Genomic DNA, 19239 nt, shown 5'->3' with positions numbered 1-19239 from the left:
AATTGTAACTAAACATGAAGGGACGATGGGTGGCTAATGATTAACTAATCTTATTTTTTGCACATGAAATGTATATTTCAATGAATCAAAAATAGGATTAGTCTGCCCATTTTCCATAAAGTACACGATTGTAGGCTCAAACGCCTGCTATTGTTGAACGTATACTAAAAATGCAAATTACCGTACGAACGCTTGGTGTGGCATTTTTAGTATTGGAGCATCTCATAATAAGGCTCAAACATTGAGCTTTTTTGTGTTTGATATTTCGCGACTAATCCTTCCAAAATAATTGGAGGGATTTTTTTGTCCCTCTATATAGAGAGGAACGGATGAAATGAAAGAACTTTTAAAAATACAGAATGTACAGTATGAGGTAGGAGACATACGGATTTTTGAACAGGTGACGGCAACAGTAAAACAAGGCGAAGTCATTGGTATTATAGGAAAGAATGGAGCTGGCAAATCGACATTATTACAGCTTATTCAAGGCATCCTAACTCCTACGGCAGGACAGCTAGTGCCGTTGCAGCATGTTAAAATGGCCTATGTGGAACAAGAGCAAGCAACTATCGACAGTTGGGAAGTAAGCGCAGAAGAAGCGGATTTACTTGCCAAATGGCATGTACCAAACATTGAGTTTGCAGCATTAAGCGGTGGAGAAAAGTTGAAAAGGCGACTAGCAAGAGGTTTTTCACAACATGCGCAATTACTACTGTTGGATGAACCGACAAATCATTTAGATGAAACAAGTACAGCGATGCTTATCGCTCAAGTAAAAAAATATGATGGTACAATTATTGTTGTTTCTCATGATCGTTATTTTTTAGACGAAGTTGCCACTAAAATATGGTCTTTGGAAGATGGTAAACTGCTCGAACATAGCGGGCATTATACAAGTTATATAGCGGCTAGAGAGCAACAAAGGCTAGCGCAACAACGCGCCTATGATAAGCAGCAAAAGAATATTGAACGAATTGAAGCGCAGATGAACGAGCTATCCTCTTGGTCGCAAAAGGCACATGCACAATCGACCAAGCAGGAGAGCTTTAAAGAGTTTTACCGAGTAAAAGCAAAACGAATGGATGCACAAGTAAAATCAAAGAAAAAGCGCTTGGAAAAAGAGTTAGCAAAGAACAAAGTTGAGCCGCCTAAGCAAGAAGATGAAGTGCGGTTTTCAGTAGAAACAAACCAGCGAGTAGGCAAACGATTTTTAGAATGTAAGCATGTAACAAAATCTTTTGGTCAGCGTCTTATATTTCAAGATCTAACAATGACAATACAATTTGGTGATAAAATTGCCATTACAGGTCCAAATGGTAGTGGCAAAACGACTTTATTGAAGGTGCTGACAGGACAAGAAAAAGCAGATGGTGATTTGTGGATTTCACCGGCAGCTACTATCGGCTATTTAACGCAGGATGTATTCGATTTGCCATTGAATCTTACACCAGAGCAATATTTTCACAAGGAGACGTTCGAGGAAAGAGGGAAAGTCCGCAATGTCATGAAACATTTAGGGTTTACTGCAAGTCATTGGACAGCACCTATTGGCAATATGAGTATGGGCGAGCGTGTGAAGTGTAAGCTGATGGCGTATATTTTAGAAGAAAAGAATGTTCTAATTTTAGATGAGCCAACGAATCATCTTGATTTGCCTTCAAGAGAGCAATTAGAGAAAACGTTGGAGCTCTATACAGGTACATTGCTCGTTGTGTCGCATGACCGCTATTTTATTGAGAAAACAACAAATATTGTGTGGCAGCTTGAAAATAAAGGAATCGTGAAAAAATGGAGAGAGAGCATACCACAGCAACAAAATGATACAAGTGCACAACGGCTAAAGTTAGAAAATGAAAGACAAGAAATACTTGGAAAACTTAGCTTTCTAACCGCCAAAGATAAGGAATATGCTGTGCTTGATCGGAAATTTAATGAGTTGACGAAGCAAATTAATGAACTCCGCTAGTTTGGCGTTTAAGACAGCAAAAAGTGGGGAACATTAACGTAATTTCAGTAAACAATTGCTCGCTTTTATAAGTGGGGAGACTCTTATGAATGTCATAAATCTTCGGGCACACTCGAAAAATTAGGACGTAATAGATAAAAAGCAAATATTGAGGTGTCTAGATGAAAAAATTATTTTTTATAACTATACTAACGATTAGTATCATTAGCGCATGTACTGAAAGAGATACGAATAGTAAGCAAGATACACAACAAGACCATCAATGGAACGAAAATAAACTTTGTATTTCTGAAACAACATCTAAAGACACAGTCTCTTCTTTAACGCAGGCAGAAGCATTGAAAACCATAAAGGAGCAGCTTGGAACAAAACTAGCCATTGTTTTGCCAACGAATGTTCCACTAACGGAAGGAGCTTTTTTAACCGCAACAACTAAAAGTGAAGAACAACAAGCTGAAGTTCTATTTCTAGAAAGTAAAGAGTATCTTCCGGTTAATGATGTAAAGCTAAAAAATGCAACGGCCGCAACTGCGATTGCCAAACTTACTGTAAAGCTCTATGACAGTATAGATGAGGCAAGCGAACAGATTGCTTATGAAGAATTTAGTAAAAATGGAGGGCAACAAGTTCCGCTTGGCTTCAATATGACTGGTTATCAGGATGCAGGCGCAGGCTCGTTATGGACTGGTTGGAATGAAGGAAGATGGGCAATAGCAACTCATACCCGAACAGATAATCCAGAAGCTGGAGTAGAGCTGGCAAAACAAGCAGTACAATATTTAGAATCCCATACACTTCCAATCCCACACGAACACGGTATGGTACATTTAGATGTTTATAAAACAGGAAACTTAATCGTATGGCAGGATGGAAAGCTTGTCTATACGCTTGATTCCATCAAGGACCCGATGAAGGCACTTGCAATGGCAACAGCTTTTAAGCAATAATAAGTAACCCCTGAGCGCAAGTACGCTCAGGGGTTTTTAATGACTTATTAGCTTTTGTAATAGCCATGTTAATTATGCATTTTACCAATTCAAATGCGACAAGTTATGCGAACTTGGTGTTAAGAGCATTCATTTCTTTTTACTTATGAAAGATTGCACGAAATAAACGCGTTATGCCTTCTTGTATTTCATCTTTCTTTAAATGTCCGAATCCTAAAATAATTTGATTGTTATGTTTCCCTTTACTAATGGAATGATCTTCTACGGGATATACTTTCACACCAAATTGCTCAATTTTTTGGAGTAATGCGCTTGAGAAATGAATGTTTTGCATTTCTACAACGAGGTGCAATCCAGTGGAATAGCCTAAAATTTTTATTTTATTTGAAAAAGTTGTATGTAAACAATCGATAAGAAAATCTCTATTATTCTTATAATACTTTTTCATTTTTGCAATATGTCGTTCTAAGTAACCCTCTTTAATAAAACGAGCAAGAATAAGCTGATCTATCGAAGGTGTGTGTAAGTCAGAAAACCATTTAAGCTGACGGCATTTTTCAACAAGGTCTATTGGGAGAACCAAATAACCAATTCTTAATGCGGGTGAAAGAATTTTACTAAAAGATCCAATGTAAAGCACATGATGGGGGTCTAATCCTTGCAATGAACTTACAGGAGGACCTTCATACCTAAATTCACTATCATAATCGTCCTCTACCAAATAACATTCTTTGTGCCTTGCATAGTTTATTAATTGAATTCTGCGTTGGATTGGTAAAGTACCCCCTAATGGAAACTGATGAGAAGGGGTAATAAAGATGAATTTTGGCTGTCGATCTTGCGGTAGTAAGGCTGTTCGCATACCGCATTGATCGACAGGAATAGCATAAATAGAAGCTCCAGAAGATTTAAATATCGTTTGAATATCATTTGTAATGGGGTCTTCCATAATCGCTTCATCATTTGCTAACAAAAATAATCGAGTGATAACAGTCAATGCTTGTGTAGCACCTGAGGTGATAACAATTTGATCTGGATGACAGTCAACACCCCTCGTTCTTAGTAAATAGTTGGCTAATTCTTCTCTTAATTCATATCGACCTTCGGGTTGATCGTAACCAAAAATGGCAGGATCCGTATCGTTCCAGATATTATGGGATAATTTAGCCCATGTTTTCCGGGGAAATAAGTCTAACGCAGGTATGCCCGAACGAAAATCAATTTTTGGTGCTGTTGTTTTGTCTTCTATCTTTTTTTGAACAGTTTCTTTGCTAGATAGAGTTAAGTGGGCGCCATCTGCAACAAATGTACCTGAGCCTCTATGGGAAACTAAAAACCCTTCTGCCACGAGTTGCTCATAGGCTTCTAATATGACATTTCTGGAAACATTTAATTCAGAACAAAGTTTACGTGTTGAAGCCAATCTCTCCCCGCCTTGTAATGTTCCATTTAAAATTTTTTCACGAATTTGTCGATAGACCTGTTTATTTAATGGTATATCTAACGCTCTATTTATAGGTATCCATAACATGTTTGCTTTTCTCCTTCTTAAAATTGGTACCGTCAAAATGTATAATAAGTGGCTCTATTTTTACCAATATTACCATGATAGAGTAATTTTAAATAATACACAGGAGATGAATAGATGAAAAAACCACAAGAGTTAGTTATGGAAGCATTGAAGTCGGCTGCAAGAAATAATCAAATGAAAGATGCATTTCAACAATCGAAAGAGCTGTATCCATTATTGTTGAAAGCCGCAAAAAGATATGTGGCAGGGGAAGTTAGAGCAGACGCCATTGCTGTAGCAGAAAATTTATTAGCGAAAGATTATCAAGTTTCACTGGAGTTTATAGGCGAAAATACTGTGCATCTTGAGGAATGTCAAAAGGCTGTGAAGGAATTTATGACGCTAATTGATGAAATGGGTACGCTGTCTTTGAAGCAAACCGTATCGTTTGATTTGTCGCATATAGGACTGTCTATAGACAAGGAAATTGCTTATAAACACTTGCTTCAACTTGTTCAGCATGCTAATACGCATGGCATTATTTTAATGGTTAGTATGGAGGAATCTTCAAAGACGGATGCTATTCTCGACATTTATAAAAAGATAGCGGCGCAATACGACAATATCGGAATAACCGTACAAGCTCATTTATACCGCACTGAAATGGATTTACAAGAGCTTGTTCAATATCCTGGAAAGATTCGAATAGTCAAAGGGGCATTTCAAGAGCCAAGCACTATTGCGATGGAGAGGTCAGAAGCATTGAATCGTCGCTATCTACAATTTATAGATCAGTTAATTAAGTGGAATCATCCTTTTTCAATAGCAACCCATGATGAAGCCCTTATACAAGAGATGGAACAACGTCACTATTTTCACCAATCAAATGTAGAAATCGAGATGCTTTATGGCATTCGTCCAGATTTAATTCGAAGTTTACAGCGAAAGGGATATAACTGTAAGGTATATCTGCCATATGGGCAAGAGTGGTATTTATACTTGTGTCATCGTCTTGCTGAAAACCCAGAAAACTTATATTTAGCAGTAACAGATATGTTAAGTACATCATTACTAGATAGCAATGAAGGCTATTGATGAAACAAATTATTCCAGAGGGTGTTTTGAAAGTTGAAACATAGGAGAAAAGTGCATTGAATGGATGGAATTTTACAATGACGTTATAGAATAATATGTATCGTTAAACGCCCGTGCAACCGCAAGGACGCTCATATGTTCATAGAATATTATGTTTTGCAAGTATGTTTAGACTATGTAGATACTCACACACTATATGAAGAATCCGACTGTAAAGGTTTTTGGCTTGGACCCCAACGATTTGTCTGTGGCTGACTATCAAGCACTGTAAATACAAATAGTACGATTGCTCCAAAGGGGATGAAAATGATTAAAATCCATGCTCCACTGCGCCCTATATCATGAAGACGGCGGACCGTCACAGACAAACTAGGAATCATAAAGATTATTCCAAACAACGTGCTGAGTATTCCCACCTCTGGTGAAAATTTGAGATTTAGCATCTCTTCAATCATTACTATTACAAATGAAATAATAATTCCGAAAAGGTAGTACATCCAATATTCTTGTCGTCGAGCGCGACCACTAAAATTGAATGTGTTCTTCAAGGCATGTACAAACCACTTCATCAAAATGTCTCCTTACTAGAAATCTAAAATAGTTTATATTTAAGAGAGAAGGATGTATAGAGAATTTAATTGTTTCATCTAACATAGACTTTTCACTTAAGAAAGGGGTGTTGTTCCCAAAGGTTGTTAATCATTATTTTTAATGGTTGAAATTCAATAAATCAACTTCTTTCTTAATCTTAATAATGCTTGTTATGAAATAGGTTGCATTTTTTCCTTAATATGTATTATACGTTATACTAAATACAATATAAGTCAATTAGAATAATGTTGAAAAACTACTAGAATACCATGTATCTATTACAGTAGATACATGGTTAGAAAACCGTTTCTAGTGCTCATGTTTTTCTTTGCTATATAGTAAAATGGTTATTTAGAAGTAGATGGTGATAGTAAAATTGAGCTTAAACTAGTTTAAGGCGAAGAGGTACATGAAAACAGAGAACGAAGAATAAAAGTGAGTTTTAGTATCAACAGTAAAAAATTGTTGAATGAATAATTCTTGAACAAGTAACTACTTTGTCAGAACACAACTCAGTTATCCCTACACAACTTCGCAAAAGGAGGTATAAAAATGGGCTATCAACAAGCTTTATCACGTTATATTGACGCAACAAATACACATGATTTTAACAACGTCAAAGCATTATTACATCCACAGGCGGTTTATTGGTTTACGGATCGAACATGCACGTCGCTAGAAGAAATAGAAGCTTATTTCAAGCATGCATGGCATGTTATTCAAGATGAGGTTTATCGTGCAACCAATGTACAATGGCTTACTGCTGATGAAAATGCCGCTACATGTATCTATACATACCATTATGAAGGCTATCACAATGGCACATTTGTATCAGGTAGCGGGAGAGCAACGAATGTTTTTACTGTTATGAATAATGAGTGGAAACTTATTCACGAACATTTAAGTAGCTAAGGCGACCTTTAAAATCACTTGAATTAGAAGCAATGACAATTGCCTAGCACCCTTTTTAATCTCGCTTTGCCGCATAAATGCGAGAGCTTTCTCCCCAAGGATGATAGCCAGTACCGATATAGGAAAAGCCATAGCGCTCATATAGACCGATATGATTTGTACAAAGATAGAGCTGTGGAAAACCATGTTGCTTTGCATCCTTCTTAGCTTGCTCTAATAGCAATGCACCATAGGCATGACCACGATGGCTTTCCTCAATATACACCGCACAGACCCAAGGATATAAATCCATCCGACTTATAAAGTCATTGGTAATTAAACCAGCACAGCCGATGATTTCATCATTAATCATTAATACATACCACTGTGGGAGCGGTACCTGTGCATCGATGCAATGGGCAATACAATCCTCATAGAGCATCATACTTTCCTCACTTGCCCATTTGCTCTGAATATAACGGGTCGCCATTTCAGCATAGCTTGGCTCCTTGCGTATGGAAATAATCTTCATTTTCGCCACCCCTTTGAAAAGTTAATAGATACGGTTATTATTGTAATTAATGGAAACATCAATAAGCAATAATAACTTGGGGAGGCTATAAACTTGCAGCAAGAAATCTATCAATGGGGATACGCCCAACATCCCACTTTAGTTTTTTTTCACGGTCTTGGTAGTACAGGTCTAGCATTTGGCGAACTAGCAAATTATTTACCAGCACATCATATCGTATCATTTGATTTACCTGGACATGGGTATGCATCAGCCTTGACAGAAGAAGCGGCTTATCTCCCATCAAATGTCATAGCATCAATCGAAAAGATGCTAACACAAAAGTTAGGTAATAAAAAATTTTATCTTATTGGACATTCTTTAGGTGCAGATTTAGCTTTACATTACGCAGCTACTTTTCCAAAGCAAATAGCTGGTCTTATTTTATTGGATGGTGGCTATTTAAGTTCACAAGATATGGGGATGACAGTAGAAATGGAGTTGCAGAACATTGAAAGTTTCTGTAACGATGTTAGATTCTCCTCTTGGGATGAATTTTTTCAATCGGAAAAAGAGGAGCTTTCGCGCTGGTCTGCTGAACTGGAAGCTGCTTCGCGTGCACAAGTAAAAGCATTGGATGGCGAAATTAGACTAGCTCTTTCCACGTTTACAGCACAATCGCTAATTAAAGGGCTTGATGCTGAACCCATTCGTCACAAACTTCAGCATGTGAAGTGTCCAACTTTATTGGTAAGTGCTACAAAACCTATTGAACTGGAACAAGTAAGAAATAAAAGTATAGCGGATTTCCAAGCAAAAGTAAGCAATGTTCAGGTAGAGCCTGTCCCGAATGCAGGGCATGATATTTTCCGCGATGCACCTGAGCAGGTAGCAGAAAAAATAACTGCATGGCTAGCTAATAATAATGGCTAAAGAATAATCGAAGCTGTACATTTAAAATAGGGGTTTAAATTACATGAAAAAGTTACGAACAGAACGAGATTTAATAACGTTGATTGAATCTGATACGTGGATGATGGAAATTTTGCGCTGTGTGGAACAACAACAGTTACCCGACAGTTGGGTTTGTGCTGGCTTTATTCGTTCCAAGGTGTGGGATTATTTACATGACTATCAAGACAGAACGCCCTTAGCGGATATTGATGTTATTTATTTTGATAAGCAGCTAATTTCAGAAGAACAAGAGAAGCAATATGAACAGCGTTTATTGGAACTTTTACCAAAAGAACCGTGGTCTGTGAAAAATCAGGCGAGAATGCATATCGTAAACGCTAGTGAACCTTATCAATCTTCCGTTGATGGCATGGCACATTTTCCGGAAATCCCAACAGAGATTGGTGTAAGGCTTACAAAAGGTGTACTGGAATTGGCTGCACCTTATGGCATACAGCATTTACTGTCGGGTATTGTGGCACCGACCCCTTTTTTTTATAAACATACACATTTACATGAGATTTATCAAAAGAGAATTTATAATAAACAGTGGCAATCTAACTGGCCAAAACTATTTATAACGACACGATAGGCTAAAGGGGCGAAAAGAGATTGCAACAAGAAAAAAAGCAAATACTTATGCATTATGAAAAATCTATATTGTGGTTAGAGCACCTGTTAGATGTTACGGAGCAACAGTGGCGCATGCCAATCCAGCAAGGGAAGTGGACAGTAGCAGAGGTTATTGGACATCTAATTCCTTGGGATCAATTTGTATTAAACGAACGTTTGCCCTTTTTATTTTCAAGAAATCAGCTACCAAAGGGGCCAAATGTAGAACAGATGAATGCTCAAGCTGCAAGTAGTAGCCGCTTACAAAGCAAAGCGCAAATAGTGCAGACATTGTTGAAGTGTCGGCGTTTACTGTTACAAGCGCTTCACGATTTACCGGATCAACAGTGGCAACAAAGTTTTAAGATTGGTTGCTCTGAACTTACACTTTACAGCTATTTTGCTGGATTGGTAGAACATGATCAGCATCATTTTTTACAAGTACAAAGTGTGCTAGGTGAAAAGCAATGGATATAAATATAAATCAAATCATTGATTATTATGCACAAGCAACTGTCAATTTTGTTGATATTTTCACAAATACAATGGAACCAGGACGAAAGGATACAGGACGTACTACTGCGCCTGGGAAATGTGGTTTAGTTTTCCCATTAGCTGGAAGTGCGTCTTTTAGTTTTAATGGGACACCCTATGCGATGGTGCCTGGAATGGTTGTCCATGCAGGACCACAAATGCCAATTGAAATTCAAGCGACTGGCGATAAGATATGGGAGTACGCAGTGGTTCATTATATACCATCAAAAGACATGGTGCCTTTCGCATTAGCCAATCAGCATTTTGCCATTCATACTGGAGATTATTCAAATATTATTAATCTTGTACAACAGTTAAAAGAAAGCTATGCCATGCCAGGGAGTATGGCGATTTTGAAATCTAAGGCAATATTTATGAATTTAGTGGAAGCTATCTTAATTTCAGCAAAGATGAAGATTCTTGACTCGGCAAATGAAATGATGGAACAAGTCGTTCAATACATACACGAGTACTATGCGAGACCACTATCGGTATCGAATATTGCGCAAGCATTCGGTGTCGAGCGTCGAAGATTAGCTTATCTTTTTGAACAACATACGGGCATGAATCCAAGTAGCTATTTAACAGAATATCGCATACGGCGGGCAAAAGACTTGCTAAGATATTGCAATTTTACGGTGGCAGAAATTGCTGAATGTGTAGGCTATATTGATAGCTTTTATTTTAGTCGGGTATTTAAAAAAAACACAGGCATGTCTCCAACAGCATTTCGAAAATTAATGATGGAAGAAGCCAAATATGTATAAAGCAGACGAGGGAAACCGCCAATAAAAGCACATGAATCGCCAGTACACCTGCGCACAACAAAAGTGTTAGATTGATTGCAGTCAATCTAACACTTTTTCTTTTTTAGTGCAGGGTTTTTGATAAATATTTTCGGCAAAAGTCCATATAGAAAACGAAATTGTCCATTCACAACTATTTTTCTCTTTGGTAGGATAGAACACGTAAATGATAATGACTATCAATTAATTAGTGAATTACTATTGACTTATTAATGAAAATGATTATCATTATCGTTGATAGATGACCATGATGAGGAGAGATTTAATGTGAATAAATATATCAAAATGTGTGCGCCTGCACTTTTAGCACTATCCCTTGCTGCTTGTAATACCGATAAAGCGGCAGAGTCTACAGCAGTAAAAAATGAAGCGGCTACAAGTTCTACAGAAACACAAACAGAACAAGCAACAACACAGAACATTACATATTTAGGCGAAACGTATGAACTACCAGCAAAGGTAGAAAATATTGTAGCGGCAAGTTTAGAGTCTATGGAAGATGCTGCAATGCTGGGTATTAAACCAGTGGGTGTACTCGATATTGGTGGCAAAATTCCATCCTATCTTACAAAGGAATTAGCAGGAGCCCAACTTGTAGGCAATAAAATGGAGCCAAATGCAGAGGCCATTTTAGCACTGGATCCTGACGTTATTATTGGGACATCCAAGTTCCCAGAAGAAACGGCGGGAAAGCTCAATAAAATTCAAACAATGATTCCTTACTCGCATATTTCAACAAATTGGAAGGAAAACTTAACATTGCTCGCACAGCTTACTGGGAAAGAAGAGGATGCTAAAAAAATCATTGCAGACTATGAAACGAAGGTTGCCGATGCTCAAATGAAATCAAAAGAGCAACTAGCAGACAAACAGGTGTTAATTGTTCGTTTGCGTGGTGGCATTATGTATATCTATCCTGCGGGTGTTTACTTAAATCCTGTGCTTTATGAAGACTTAGGGGCACCAGTTCCTGAAATCGTAACAACAACGAAGGCACAAGCGGAACTTTCACTTGAAACGTTAGCGGACATCAACCCGGATGCAATTTTCCTGCAATTTGAGGAATCTGAAAATACAGATGCTCCGAAAGCATTAGAAGATCTGCAAAAAAACCCAATCTTTGCAAGCCTAAAGGCAACTAAAAATGAACAAATTTTTGTTAATGCCATTGAGCCTCTAGCTCAAGGTGGTACTGCTTGGTCTAAAGTGAAATTCCTAGATGTTGCAATGGAGAAATTACTTAAATAGATGAAATAGGCTGGTAGTAGAATTGGTGGAATCACCGGGCTATTACCAGCCTTTTCATAAGATAACGAATAAATAGAAAAAGGTGTCGCAGTTGAAAAAAACAAACATAGTATCATTTTCTATATTGGTAGCTTCACCTTTCCTCATTGCGATTGTGGCTTTAATGTCTATTATGTACGGGACAAAGGATATTAGTGCCTTAACAGTGTGGCAAGCCATAACAGTATTTGATCCTGCAAATATTGACCACCAAATTATAAGGACTAGCCGTATGCCTAGAATGTGCGCCGTATTGCTTGTAGGTGCGTTTTTAGCAGTAGCGGGTGCAGTTATGCAAGGTATTACTCGAAACTATTTAGCATCGCCATCCTTAATGGGCGTTAACGATGGTTCAGCCTTTGTTATTACATTAGCCATTGTATTCTTTCCTGGACTCCCAAACTATCAAATGATATTGCTATCGATGCTCGGCTCAGCATTAGGTGCTGGCATTGTTTTCGGCTTCGGTTCCCTTATTCGAGATGGGCTATCGCCAGTTCGATTAGCCATTATAGGGACGGTTATAGGGACATTTTTAAGTAGTATAGCGACAGCAATTGCAATGTATTTCCAAGTATCACAAACGGTTAGCGCTTGGTATAACACAAAGGTACATATGGTCGACAATAGTATGCTCTTACTATCCATTCCTTTTGGCTTAATTGGTCTAATGCTGGCGTTATTTTCGGCAAGGGCCATTACAATCACCGCATTAGGTGATGATATTGCTATAGGTCTCGGACAAAAAACAAAAGCAGTAAAAATGGTTAGTATGCTCGCCGTCGTATGTTTAACAGGAACTGCGGTTGCACTTGTAGGAAAAATTGCTTTTGTTGGGCTTGTTATTCCACACATTACACGTTTTCTTGTTGGCGTGGATTACCGTTTTATTATCCCATGTGCAGCACTAATAGGTGCATTCTTCTTAGCGCTTTGCGATGTGCTCAGTCGTTTCGTTAATTATCCATTCGAAACGCCCATTGGTGTATTAACTGCACTGGTCGGTGTTCCATTCTTCTTATATTTAGTTCGTAAGCACGGAGGTGAAAAGCGTGCATAGTAGAGCTTCCCGTGTAGTCATTACGGTCATCACTATACTTCTTTTATTAATTTTAGGGGCAAGCTATCTCCATTTGACAAATGGTGTTTTTGATATGTCCGTAATGGATGTACTAAAAACACTCTTGCGAATTGAACCCAACCCGAAATTTGATCTTGTTATTTTTGAATTTCGTCTCCCACGAATAGTCATCGCGGCACTTGTTGGGGTAGGGCTAGGAATGGCGGGAGTCGTGTTACAGGGTATTACACGCAATGGCTTAGCAGACCCTGGAATTTTAGGCATTAATGCTGGCGCGGGTGCAGCGGTTGTTATTTTTATGTTTTTCTTTCAGTTCCGTGTGGTCACAGCGGATATCAGTAGCTGGTTATCCATTTTAATGATGCCGATTTTTGGTTTTGTTGGTGGTACGATGGCCGCGGCTTTAATTTTCTCCTTTGCGATGAAAAATGGTCATTTAGATATGCAACGTTTGATTTTAACAGGGATTGCTATTAATAGTGGTTTTGGCGCGTTATCGTTGTTTCTATCATTAAAAATGAATGCACAAGATTATGAGTCCGCTGCCGTTTGGATGGCTGGTTCTATCTACAATGCCAATTGGATTTTTGTCGTGTCGATGTTGCCATGGCTCCTATTGTTAGGTTTTTATGTTTATCGAAAATCGTATTTACTCGATTATTTTCAATTGGAAGAAGACAGTATTACGAGCTTAGGCATAGCGCTGGAAAAGGAAAAAATGAAGTTATTATTGGCGAGTGTCGGCTTAGTGAGTGCCTGTGTATCCGTTTCGGGGAGTATAGGCTTTATAGGCTTAATGGCGCCACATATTGCAAAACAGCTTGTTGGTATTCAACATCGTTATGTTATGCCGGTAAGTGCGCTTATAGGGGCTTGTTTACTAGTGCTAGCAGACTTTATTGGTAAAACGGTGTTTGCACCTTCAGAGTTGGCTGTAGGCATTGTTGTGTCCATTATTGGTATACCTTACTTTTTGTATTTGTTAGTAAAGTCAAAAGCTTAGGGGGAAATCGTGTGCAAACTGCATTTAGAATGGAAAATTTATCTTCAGGTTATGAGCATGTCCGTGTATTTGAAGGGTTGAATTTAACGATAGAAGAGGGCAAAGTGACAACGATAATAGGACCAAATGGTTGTGGTAAATCAACATTATTGAAAACAATTGGGCGCATTTTAAAGAAGCAACAGGGAATCGTTTATTTGCAGGAACAAAATATGCAAAATTTATCGACCAAAGAAATTGCAAAAAAGTTAGCGATCTTATCCCAAACACCAATTGCTCCAGGACAGTTAAAGGTAGAGGAGCTAATTGCATACGGTCGTTATCCACATCGTCATAATGTCAATCGTTTAACGAAGAAGGATGAAAAAATGATTGAGTGGGCCTTAACAGTTACAAATACATTGGAGTATCGCAGTCGTGAACTCGCACAACTTTCAGGAGGGCAACGACAGCGTGTCTGGTTAGCAATGGCATTGGCGCAAGAAACGAGTATTTTGTTGCTAGACGAGCCCACGACTTATTTGGATATGGCACATCAGCTAGAAGTGCTTGATATCGTAAAAAATTTAAATGAACAACATGGCTGTACGATTGTGATGGTTTTACATGATATTAACCATGCAGCGCGCTATTCAGACCATTTAATCGCTATGCGTCAAGGTGTTGTAGTGGAAACAGGTACTCCACAGGAAATTTTATGCGCGGATGTGATGCGCAAGGTTTTTAATATTTCTGCGAGAATTATGGAAGATCCAGCAACAAACACCCCTGTATGTTATGGCTATGATGTGTTAAAGGAGGGAGACAAATGATTGTTGGACAAGTAGACAGTGTATCTGATTTTTTTTGCTATGAAATGACGTCGATGTTTACAGATTATACGTATTCGATAAATGTTTATGTCCCTCAAGGGCAAGCACCTAAAGAAGGCTTTCCTATAATCTATGTATTAGATGGTTCGTCCTATTTCCAGTACGTGAAGGAAGCCATCCGTCTACAAAGTCGTAACGCACCTAAAACGGGAGTATTACCTGCCATTGTTGTCGGTATCGGTCATCTAGCTGATATGCATGAACGCCGTTTCTACGACTTTACAGCACCTGCAAAAACGTATAGTTATCCTGCCAGATTTAAAGGCAAAGGTTATCATCAGCATGGAGGGGCAGAAAACTTTAGTCGCTTTTTACAGGAGGAATTAAAGCCGCGACTTTCTGCACAATTTCATGTAAATGAACAGCAACAAACATTATTTGGTCATTCGTTAGCAGGTTATTTCGCACTATGGCAATTATTAAATAATAGAGGTAGTTACCAACATTATATCGCTATTAGCCCCTCAATCTGGTGGAATGAACATGAGTTGTTTGCTAGAGTAAAGGCTTTTATGGAAGCGCATCAACATGTGAAGGAAACCATATTTATTGGCGTAGGAGAACTGGAAACGTTTATGGTAGAAGATGCGCGACAAATAGCGGATCAGTTAGAGAAAGTAATGGACATAGTCTTTTATGAGGCATTAAGCGAAAACCATGCATCTGTAGTCCATACTGTTATGAGTAGAGCCATACGCTTTGTGCATAAAAATTAACTTTGCAACCGCATTATCTTAGGTAATGCGGTTTACTTTTGGATAAAAATACAATAATATGTATTTAAAATCAAAAAGGTGTGATATAAGTGGGCGTTATTTTAGCAGATAGTCAACATGCACACATAGTGCATAAAGTCATGATGCAAGCTTTTAAAGAATATGAACATGCAACACCGCCGTCTAGCGCATTAAGCGAAACAGTTAGCTCAATTGAACTGGCACTACAAAATGGCGAGCAAGCTTTTATTAGTTATATGGAAAATGAACCTGTCGCGATGGTTCGATTTACATTGAATGATGAGGGGATATATTTCTTCCGATTATCTGTAGTTCCGGAAAAGCAAGGTCAAGGTTTGGCCAAGATGTTAATAGCTGAAGTTGAAAATTATGCGCGTGCTCAAGGCAAAAGTGTAAGCGAATGTAAAGTCCGTATGAGTGTACCACGTAATATTGCATTGTATCGTGCATTGGGATATGTTATTACGAAAGAAACGATGGCAGAAAATCTTAACGGTATTTCGCTTCCTATTGTAACAATGGAGAAGACACTGTAGGGGGGCATGTATTTGAAAAAAAGAATAGGCTGTTTGCATGCACATCATTCAAATATAGACTACATAGAGCAAGCATTTAATGGTTTTCAAGAGATAGAGCTAGTGCACTTTGTTGACCCGGGACTCATTCAGCATGTGACAAAGGGTACTGATCATTTGTCCTTAAAGGTAAAAGAGCAATTGGAGTGGATAGCAAGTTGTAATATCGATGTCATTTTGATTACATGTACAAATTACATTGCATTGTTAAAAGAAGAGCAACTGTTATTATCTATACCGATTATAAAAATGGATGAACCTTTTTTTCAAATGATATGTGAAGAGACACAGCCCCAATTTATTCTTTTTACAAACCCTGCAACGGTAGATGGAACGATGGAGAGACTTTACCAATATGCGAAGCGCCATAAGAAGGCCATCAATGTCCAGGTGAAGGTACTAGACAATACATTTGACCTCATTATGCAAGGGAATAAGGCAGCGTATAACAATGCAATTATCCAATATTTCCGGGAAATAATGAATGATGGGCTGCGGATTGCTGTTGCACAGCTTTCGATGGTGGAGGCCGCACAACAATTTGAAGAGGAGTTCGGTGTAGCCATTACACACCCATTGTTATCGTTAGTGGAATTTTGGAGACTCGTTGATACAAAATGTGCAAATCCCGATAAAAAATAAAATGAAAATGAAATGAAACTTTTAAATTGGTAGTATAATGAATTTAGAAATAGAAACGGGGGCGAGCTAAATGAACGATTTACGCTATCCAATTGGACAATTTCGATTTCCAGAAGTAGTGACCGCACAGCATGTACAGAAATGGATTGATGATGTCCGTCTATTGCCGAGGCAATTAGCGGAAGCATTAAGTGGAGCAAGTGAACAATCATTAGCAAAATCCTATCGAGAGAACGGTTGGACAGTCACGCAATTAGTCCATCATCTAGCGGATAGTCATATGAATAGTTTTATTCGCTTTAAGTTAGCTTTAACTGAAGATACACCGACAATTAAGCCCTATAACGAAGAACATTGGGCAATGCTCCCTGATTCAGATATGCCAGTTGCGACTTCCTACAAGTTGCTAGAAAGTTTACACGAACGTTGGGTCTATTTGCTGACAAGTTTAACCGATGAGCAATTACAAAGTGCATTTCACCATCCAGACAATGGGTTCATGACGCTTGAAAAAGCACTCGCTCTGTATGCATGGCATGGAAAGCATCATCTTGCGCATATACACAATGCTCTTGCAAAATAAATTAAGAGGCGACTTTTTCTCACGTTTGAGAGAAAGTCGCCTCTTAATTTATTTGTAAATGCATGCTACTAAACATGTATCAAATTATACAATTGTTATACCTGCACTTGCAGTACCAGTTAATACTTGTGCAACAGCTACACCAGTTGTAGTGATAGAGTACACCATTATTAGTTTGTCACCAGCAGAAACTGCTACCGGTGCAAAACTGCCTGAACCAAACGCTGTAGCACCTAATGCTATTGCTCCTGTAAATGCTGGAGCTAAGTTAACTGTAGCATCTGTAGCAGTATAAGTCGTACTTCCAGCAGGTGCACGATAGATTGTCGCAGTAACTGTAGTAGAGCCCACTAGAGCAATGGCAACTGTAGCAGAGAATGATGCAGATAAACCTGTAATACTACCAGCACGTGGTACTGTAAATGCTTCTGTTACAACGCCTGATAAGTCAAGCGTGTTACCTACAAGCGTTACACCAGGAACTGCAGTACCGAATCCGATAAGGGATGGTGTAGCGATTAGCCCAGTAACTAAAGAAGTTAACACAACAGGTGTAATCCCAGAAGAGAATGGAATAATGGAACCGCCTGTAGCTGGTTGTGATGGTGTGATACATGCAGCATCAACCGCTAAAAATGGACCTAATGCATGACATTCCATACCTCTAGATGAGCAACCACATCCGCTATTAGACATAGGATCATTTAAGAACATATTTACACCTCCTTTCTTCATTATTCTATTCATAGAGGAATAGAGTAAAAGGGCTATTAACTAAATACATAAAGCTATTTTTATCTTCATTAAAAACTAAAGAAAGGTTATATGGCGTAACATGATAGTCTATCGTCTATTTGTTAAATGTCACAGCTAAAAATACGCAACCATCAATGTAAATGAGGGGAATGTGGACATGAAAAAGTCCAATAGGTATTGTGAATACTTATTGGACCGTTTCATATAGGAATTGTAATGGCTATTTTCATGGTATTGAATGGTTTTTCCTCCGAGGCGTTCAAACTAATTACGTCTACGAAATAGATTGAAAAATAAAGAATTTTTTTCTTTTTTCTGGTCTACTTCTATTACTTCTTCTATTGATTCTTCTACCATTACCTTTTCAACGATTTCTAGTTGGTTGCTAGCTTCTTCATTCGTTGCTATAAGCGGCGTATGTTCTTCTATAACTAAATCATTGTTGTAGACTGTTTCAGCTTCCATAGCAGGAGGCATAGTTGGAGTATCTACCGTTGCCTGAACTAATGACGAAGATTCTGTTAGCACCAAGTCATTAGCTATGGGCGCTGTTAAACTATTTGTTTCCAAGATGCTTACAGGGACTCCCTGTGTATCTGCTGCATTTTTAAAGTGAAAAGTCGATTCTGCAGTAGTGTTTCGATATAAACCGTTGTGAATATGACTTGGATGGGTATTAATTGATTGAAAATAATGCTGGTTAAAATGACGTTCTTCATGTTTTTTATCGGAATTAGGATTAGGTGGAAGATGCATGCCGGTGTTTATATTTGTTGCTTTGCCAGCCAAACTTTGAAGAAATTGATAAGTTGGTTCGGTCGTAGTTAATGATGGTTGTACAGCTGTTTGAGCTATTTCTTCTAAAAGCTTTTTTGTAGGGTTGGCAATATTTTTTAACGAGTTTTCATCAATATTCGTAAAATGAGTATCTGTTGGCGGTGATGCTCCATTGTTATCAACCGTTATTATTTTATTTAATACGGCTAAAATTTCCTGATTCATTTCTTCTATTGTTTGATTAAGGGATTGTATTTGAATCGAAAGCTGCTTTACTTGTTCCTCGTATTCTTTAATTTGTAAGCTTTGCTTATCATCAATTGTTTCAGTTAAGCCCTCTATATGAGCGATTTGCGTTTTCAGCTCCTCAAACTCATTCTTCACAAATAGATAATCTTCAATTGATGTACCCGCTTTTAAAGTAGTTAGCGTCTCTCTATAGGAATCAATTTTTTCTTTCAATTTTTCAATGTCTTGAGTGGAGTACAACTTCGAATCTTCCATTGCAT

At 38.2% G+C, this 19239-nt stretch carries 21 protein-coding genes; 16 read left to right on the top strand and 5 right to left on the bottom strand.

Annotation, left to right across the window (positions count from 1 at the left end):
* Positions 1 to 334: 334 nt before the first annotated feature.
* On the top strand, positions 335 to 1966 hold the full coding sequence (gene abc-f / locus T479_RS21245) for a ribosomal protection-like ABC-F family protein (protein WP_025220781.1): 1632 nt from the start codon (positions 335 to 337) through the stop codon (positions 1964 to 1966).
* A 161-nt stretch (positions 1967 to 2127) separates the two neighbouring features.
* On the top strand, positions 2128 to 2913 hold the full coding sequence (locus tag T479_RS21240) for a hypothetical protein (protein WP_025220780.1): 786 nt from the start codon (positions 2128 to 2130) through the stop codon (positions 2911 to 2913).
* A gap of 139 nt (positions 2914 to 3052) precedes the next feature.
* Here T479_RS21240 and pdxR read toward each other — a convergent pair whose 3' ends face one another.
* Positions 3053 to 4444 (bottom strand): MocR-like pyridoxine biosynthesis transcription factor PdxR, encoded by a 1392-nt coding sequence (gene pdxR / locus T479_RS21235; RefSeq protein ID WP_025220779.1) that lies wholly within the window; start codon positions 4442 to 4444, stop codon positions 3053 to 3055.
* Between the two features lie 114 nt (positions 4445 to 4558).
* Between pdxR and T479_RS21230 the strand changes: the two genes are divergently transcribed.
* Positions 4559 to 5518 carry a proline dehydrogenase family protein gene (locus tag T479_RS21230; RefSeq protein ID WP_025220778.1) on the top strand — a complete coding sequence of 320 codons (960 nt, stop codon included), beginning with the start codon at positions 4559 to 4561 and terminating at the stop codon, positions 5516 to 5518.
* A gap of 185 nt (positions 5519 to 5703) precedes the next feature.
* Here the strand turns inward: T479_RS21230 and T479_RS21225 are convergent, their stop codons facing one another.
* Positions 5704 to 6087 carry a DUF805 domain-containing protein gene (locus T479_RS21225; protein WP_024360822.1) on the bottom strand — a complete coding sequence of 128 codons (384 nt, stop codon included), beginning with the start codon at positions 6085 to 6087 and terminating at the stop codon, positions 5704 to 5706.
* Positions 6088 to 6661: 574 nt separating this feature from the next.
* On the opposite strand from T479_RS21225, the gene T479_RS21220 reads away from it, so the two are divergent.
* Positions 6662 to 7021, top strand: a complete 360-nt coding sequence (locus tag T479_RS21220; RefSeq protein ID WP_038510005.1) for a YybH family protein — start codon at positions 6662 to 6664, stop codon at positions 7019 to 7021.
* A gap of 55 nt (positions 7022 to 7076) precedes the next feature.
* Here the strand turns inward: T479_RS21220 and T479_RS21215 are convergent, their stop codons facing one another.
* Positions 7077 to 7532: a GNAT family N-acetyltransferase gene (locus tag T479_RS21215; RefSeq protein ID WP_025220777.1), complete on the bottom strand. Its 456-nt coding sequence runs from the start codon at positions 7530 to 7532 to the stop codon at positions 7077 to 7079.
* 93 nt (positions 7533 to 7625) lie between these two features.
* Between T479_RS21215 and T479_RS21210 the strand changes: the two genes are divergently transcribed.
* The 12 genes from T479_RS21210 (at position 7626) to T479_RS21155 (ending at position 17197) form a co-directional block, all read left to right on the top strand.
* Entirely contained in the window at positions 7626 to 8444 is an 819-nt protein-coding gene (locus tag T479_RS21210; protein WP_025220776.1) for an alpha/beta fold hydrolase, read from the top strand.
* A 43-nt stretch (positions 8445 to 8487) separates the two neighbouring features.
* Positions 8488 to 9057, top strand: a complete 570-nt coding sequence (locus T479_RS21205; protein WP_025220775.1) for a nucleotidyltransferase family protein — start codon at positions 8488 to 8490, stop codon at positions 9055 to 9057.
* A gap of 20 nt (positions 9058 to 9077) precedes the next feature.
* Positions 9078 to 9554: a DinB family protein gene (locus T479_RS21200; protein WP_024360817.1), complete on the top strand. Its 477-nt coding sequence runs from the start codon at positions 9078 to 9080 to the stop codon at positions 9552 to 9554.
* Complete coding sequence (locus tag T479_RS21195; protein ID WP_227665387.1) at positions 9545 to 10378, top strand: AraC family transcriptional regulator; 834 nt, start codon at positions 9545 to 9547, stop codon at positions 10376 to 10378. Before T479_RS21200 ends, T479_RS21195 begins: the two co-directional genes overlap by 10 nt.
* Before the next feature lie 306 nt (positions 10379 to 10684).
* The gene (locus T479_RS21190; RefSeq protein ID WP_025220773.1) at positions 10685 to 11665 is read left to right on the top strand and encodes an ABC transporter substrate-binding protein; all 981 of its coding nucleotides are present in this window, start codon (positions 10685 to 10687) and stop codon (positions 11663 to 11665) included.
* Between the two features lie 91 nt (positions 11666 to 11756).
* A complete protein-coding gene (locus T479_RS21185; protein WP_025220772.1) occupies positions 11757 to 12764 on the top strand; it encodes a FecCD family ABC transporter permease in 1008 nt (335 codons plus the stop codon).
* On the top strand, positions 12757 to 13788 hold the full coding sequence (locus tag T479_RS21180) for a FecCD family ABC transporter permease (RefSeq protein ID WP_025220771.1): 1032 nt from the start codon (positions 12757 to 12759) through the stop codon (positions 13786 to 13788). Before T479_RS21185 ends, T479_RS21180 begins: the two co-directional genes overlap by 8 nt.
* 29 nt (positions 13789 to 13817) lie before the next feature.
* The gene (locus tag T479_RS21175; protein WP_029747439.1) at positions 13818 to 14600 is read left to right on the top strand and encodes an ABC transporter ATP-binding protein; all 783 of its coding nucleotides are present in this window, start codon (positions 13818 to 13820) and stop codon (positions 14598 to 14600) included.
* On the top strand, positions 14597 to 15376 hold the full coding sequence (locus tag T479_RS21170; protein WP_025220770.1) for an alpha/beta hydrolase: 780 nt from the start codon (positions 14597 to 14599) through the stop codon (positions 15374 to 15376). The genes T479_RS21175 and T479_RS21170 overlap by 4 nt, the downstream gene beginning before the upstream one ends.
* A gap of 89 nt (positions 15377 to 15465) precedes the next feature.
* Positions 15466 to 15933 (top strand): GNAT family N-acetyltransferase, encoded by a 468-nt coding sequence (locus T479_RS21165; protein ID WP_025220769.1) that lies wholly within the window; start codon positions 15466 to 15468, stop codon positions 15931 to 15933.
* A gap of 6 nt (positions 15934 to 15939) precedes the next feature.
* A complete protein-coding gene (locus tag T479_RS21160) occupies positions 15940 to 16614 on the top strand; it encodes a hypothetical protein (protein WP_051147785.1) in 675 nt (224 codons plus the stop codon).
* Between the two features lie 70 nt (positions 16615 to 16684).
* On the top strand, positions 16685 to 17197 hold the full coding sequence (locus tag T479_RS21155; RefSeq protein ID WP_025220768.1) for a YfiT family bacillithiol transferase: 513 nt from the start codon (positions 16685 to 16687) through the stop codon (positions 17195 to 17197).
* Positions 17198 to 17281: 84 nt separating this feature from the next.
* On the opposite strand, the gene T479_RS21150 is transcribed toward T479_RS21155, so the two are convergent.
* Positions 17282 to 17911, bottom strand: coding sequence for an exosporium glycoprotein BclB-related protein (locus T479_RS21150; protein ID WP_025220767.1), 630 nt, complete (start codon positions 17909 to 17911; stop codon positions 17282 to 17284).
* 306 nt (positions 17912 to 18217) lie between these two features.
* Positions 18218 to 19234, bottom strand: coding sequence for a hypothetical protein (locus T479_RS21145; RefSeq protein ID WP_025220766.1), 1017 nt, complete (start codon positions 19232 to 19234; stop codon positions 18218 to 18220).
* Positions 19235 to 19239: the final 5 nt, after the last annotated feature.

The organism is Lysinibacillus sphaericus (assembly GCF_000600105.1).
Classification (GTDB): domain Bacteria; phylum Bacillota; class Bacilli; order Bacillales_A; family Planococcaceae; genus Lysinibacillus; species Lysinibacillus sphaericus.
This window is presented reverse-complemented; position numbering and strand designations above follow the sequence as displayed.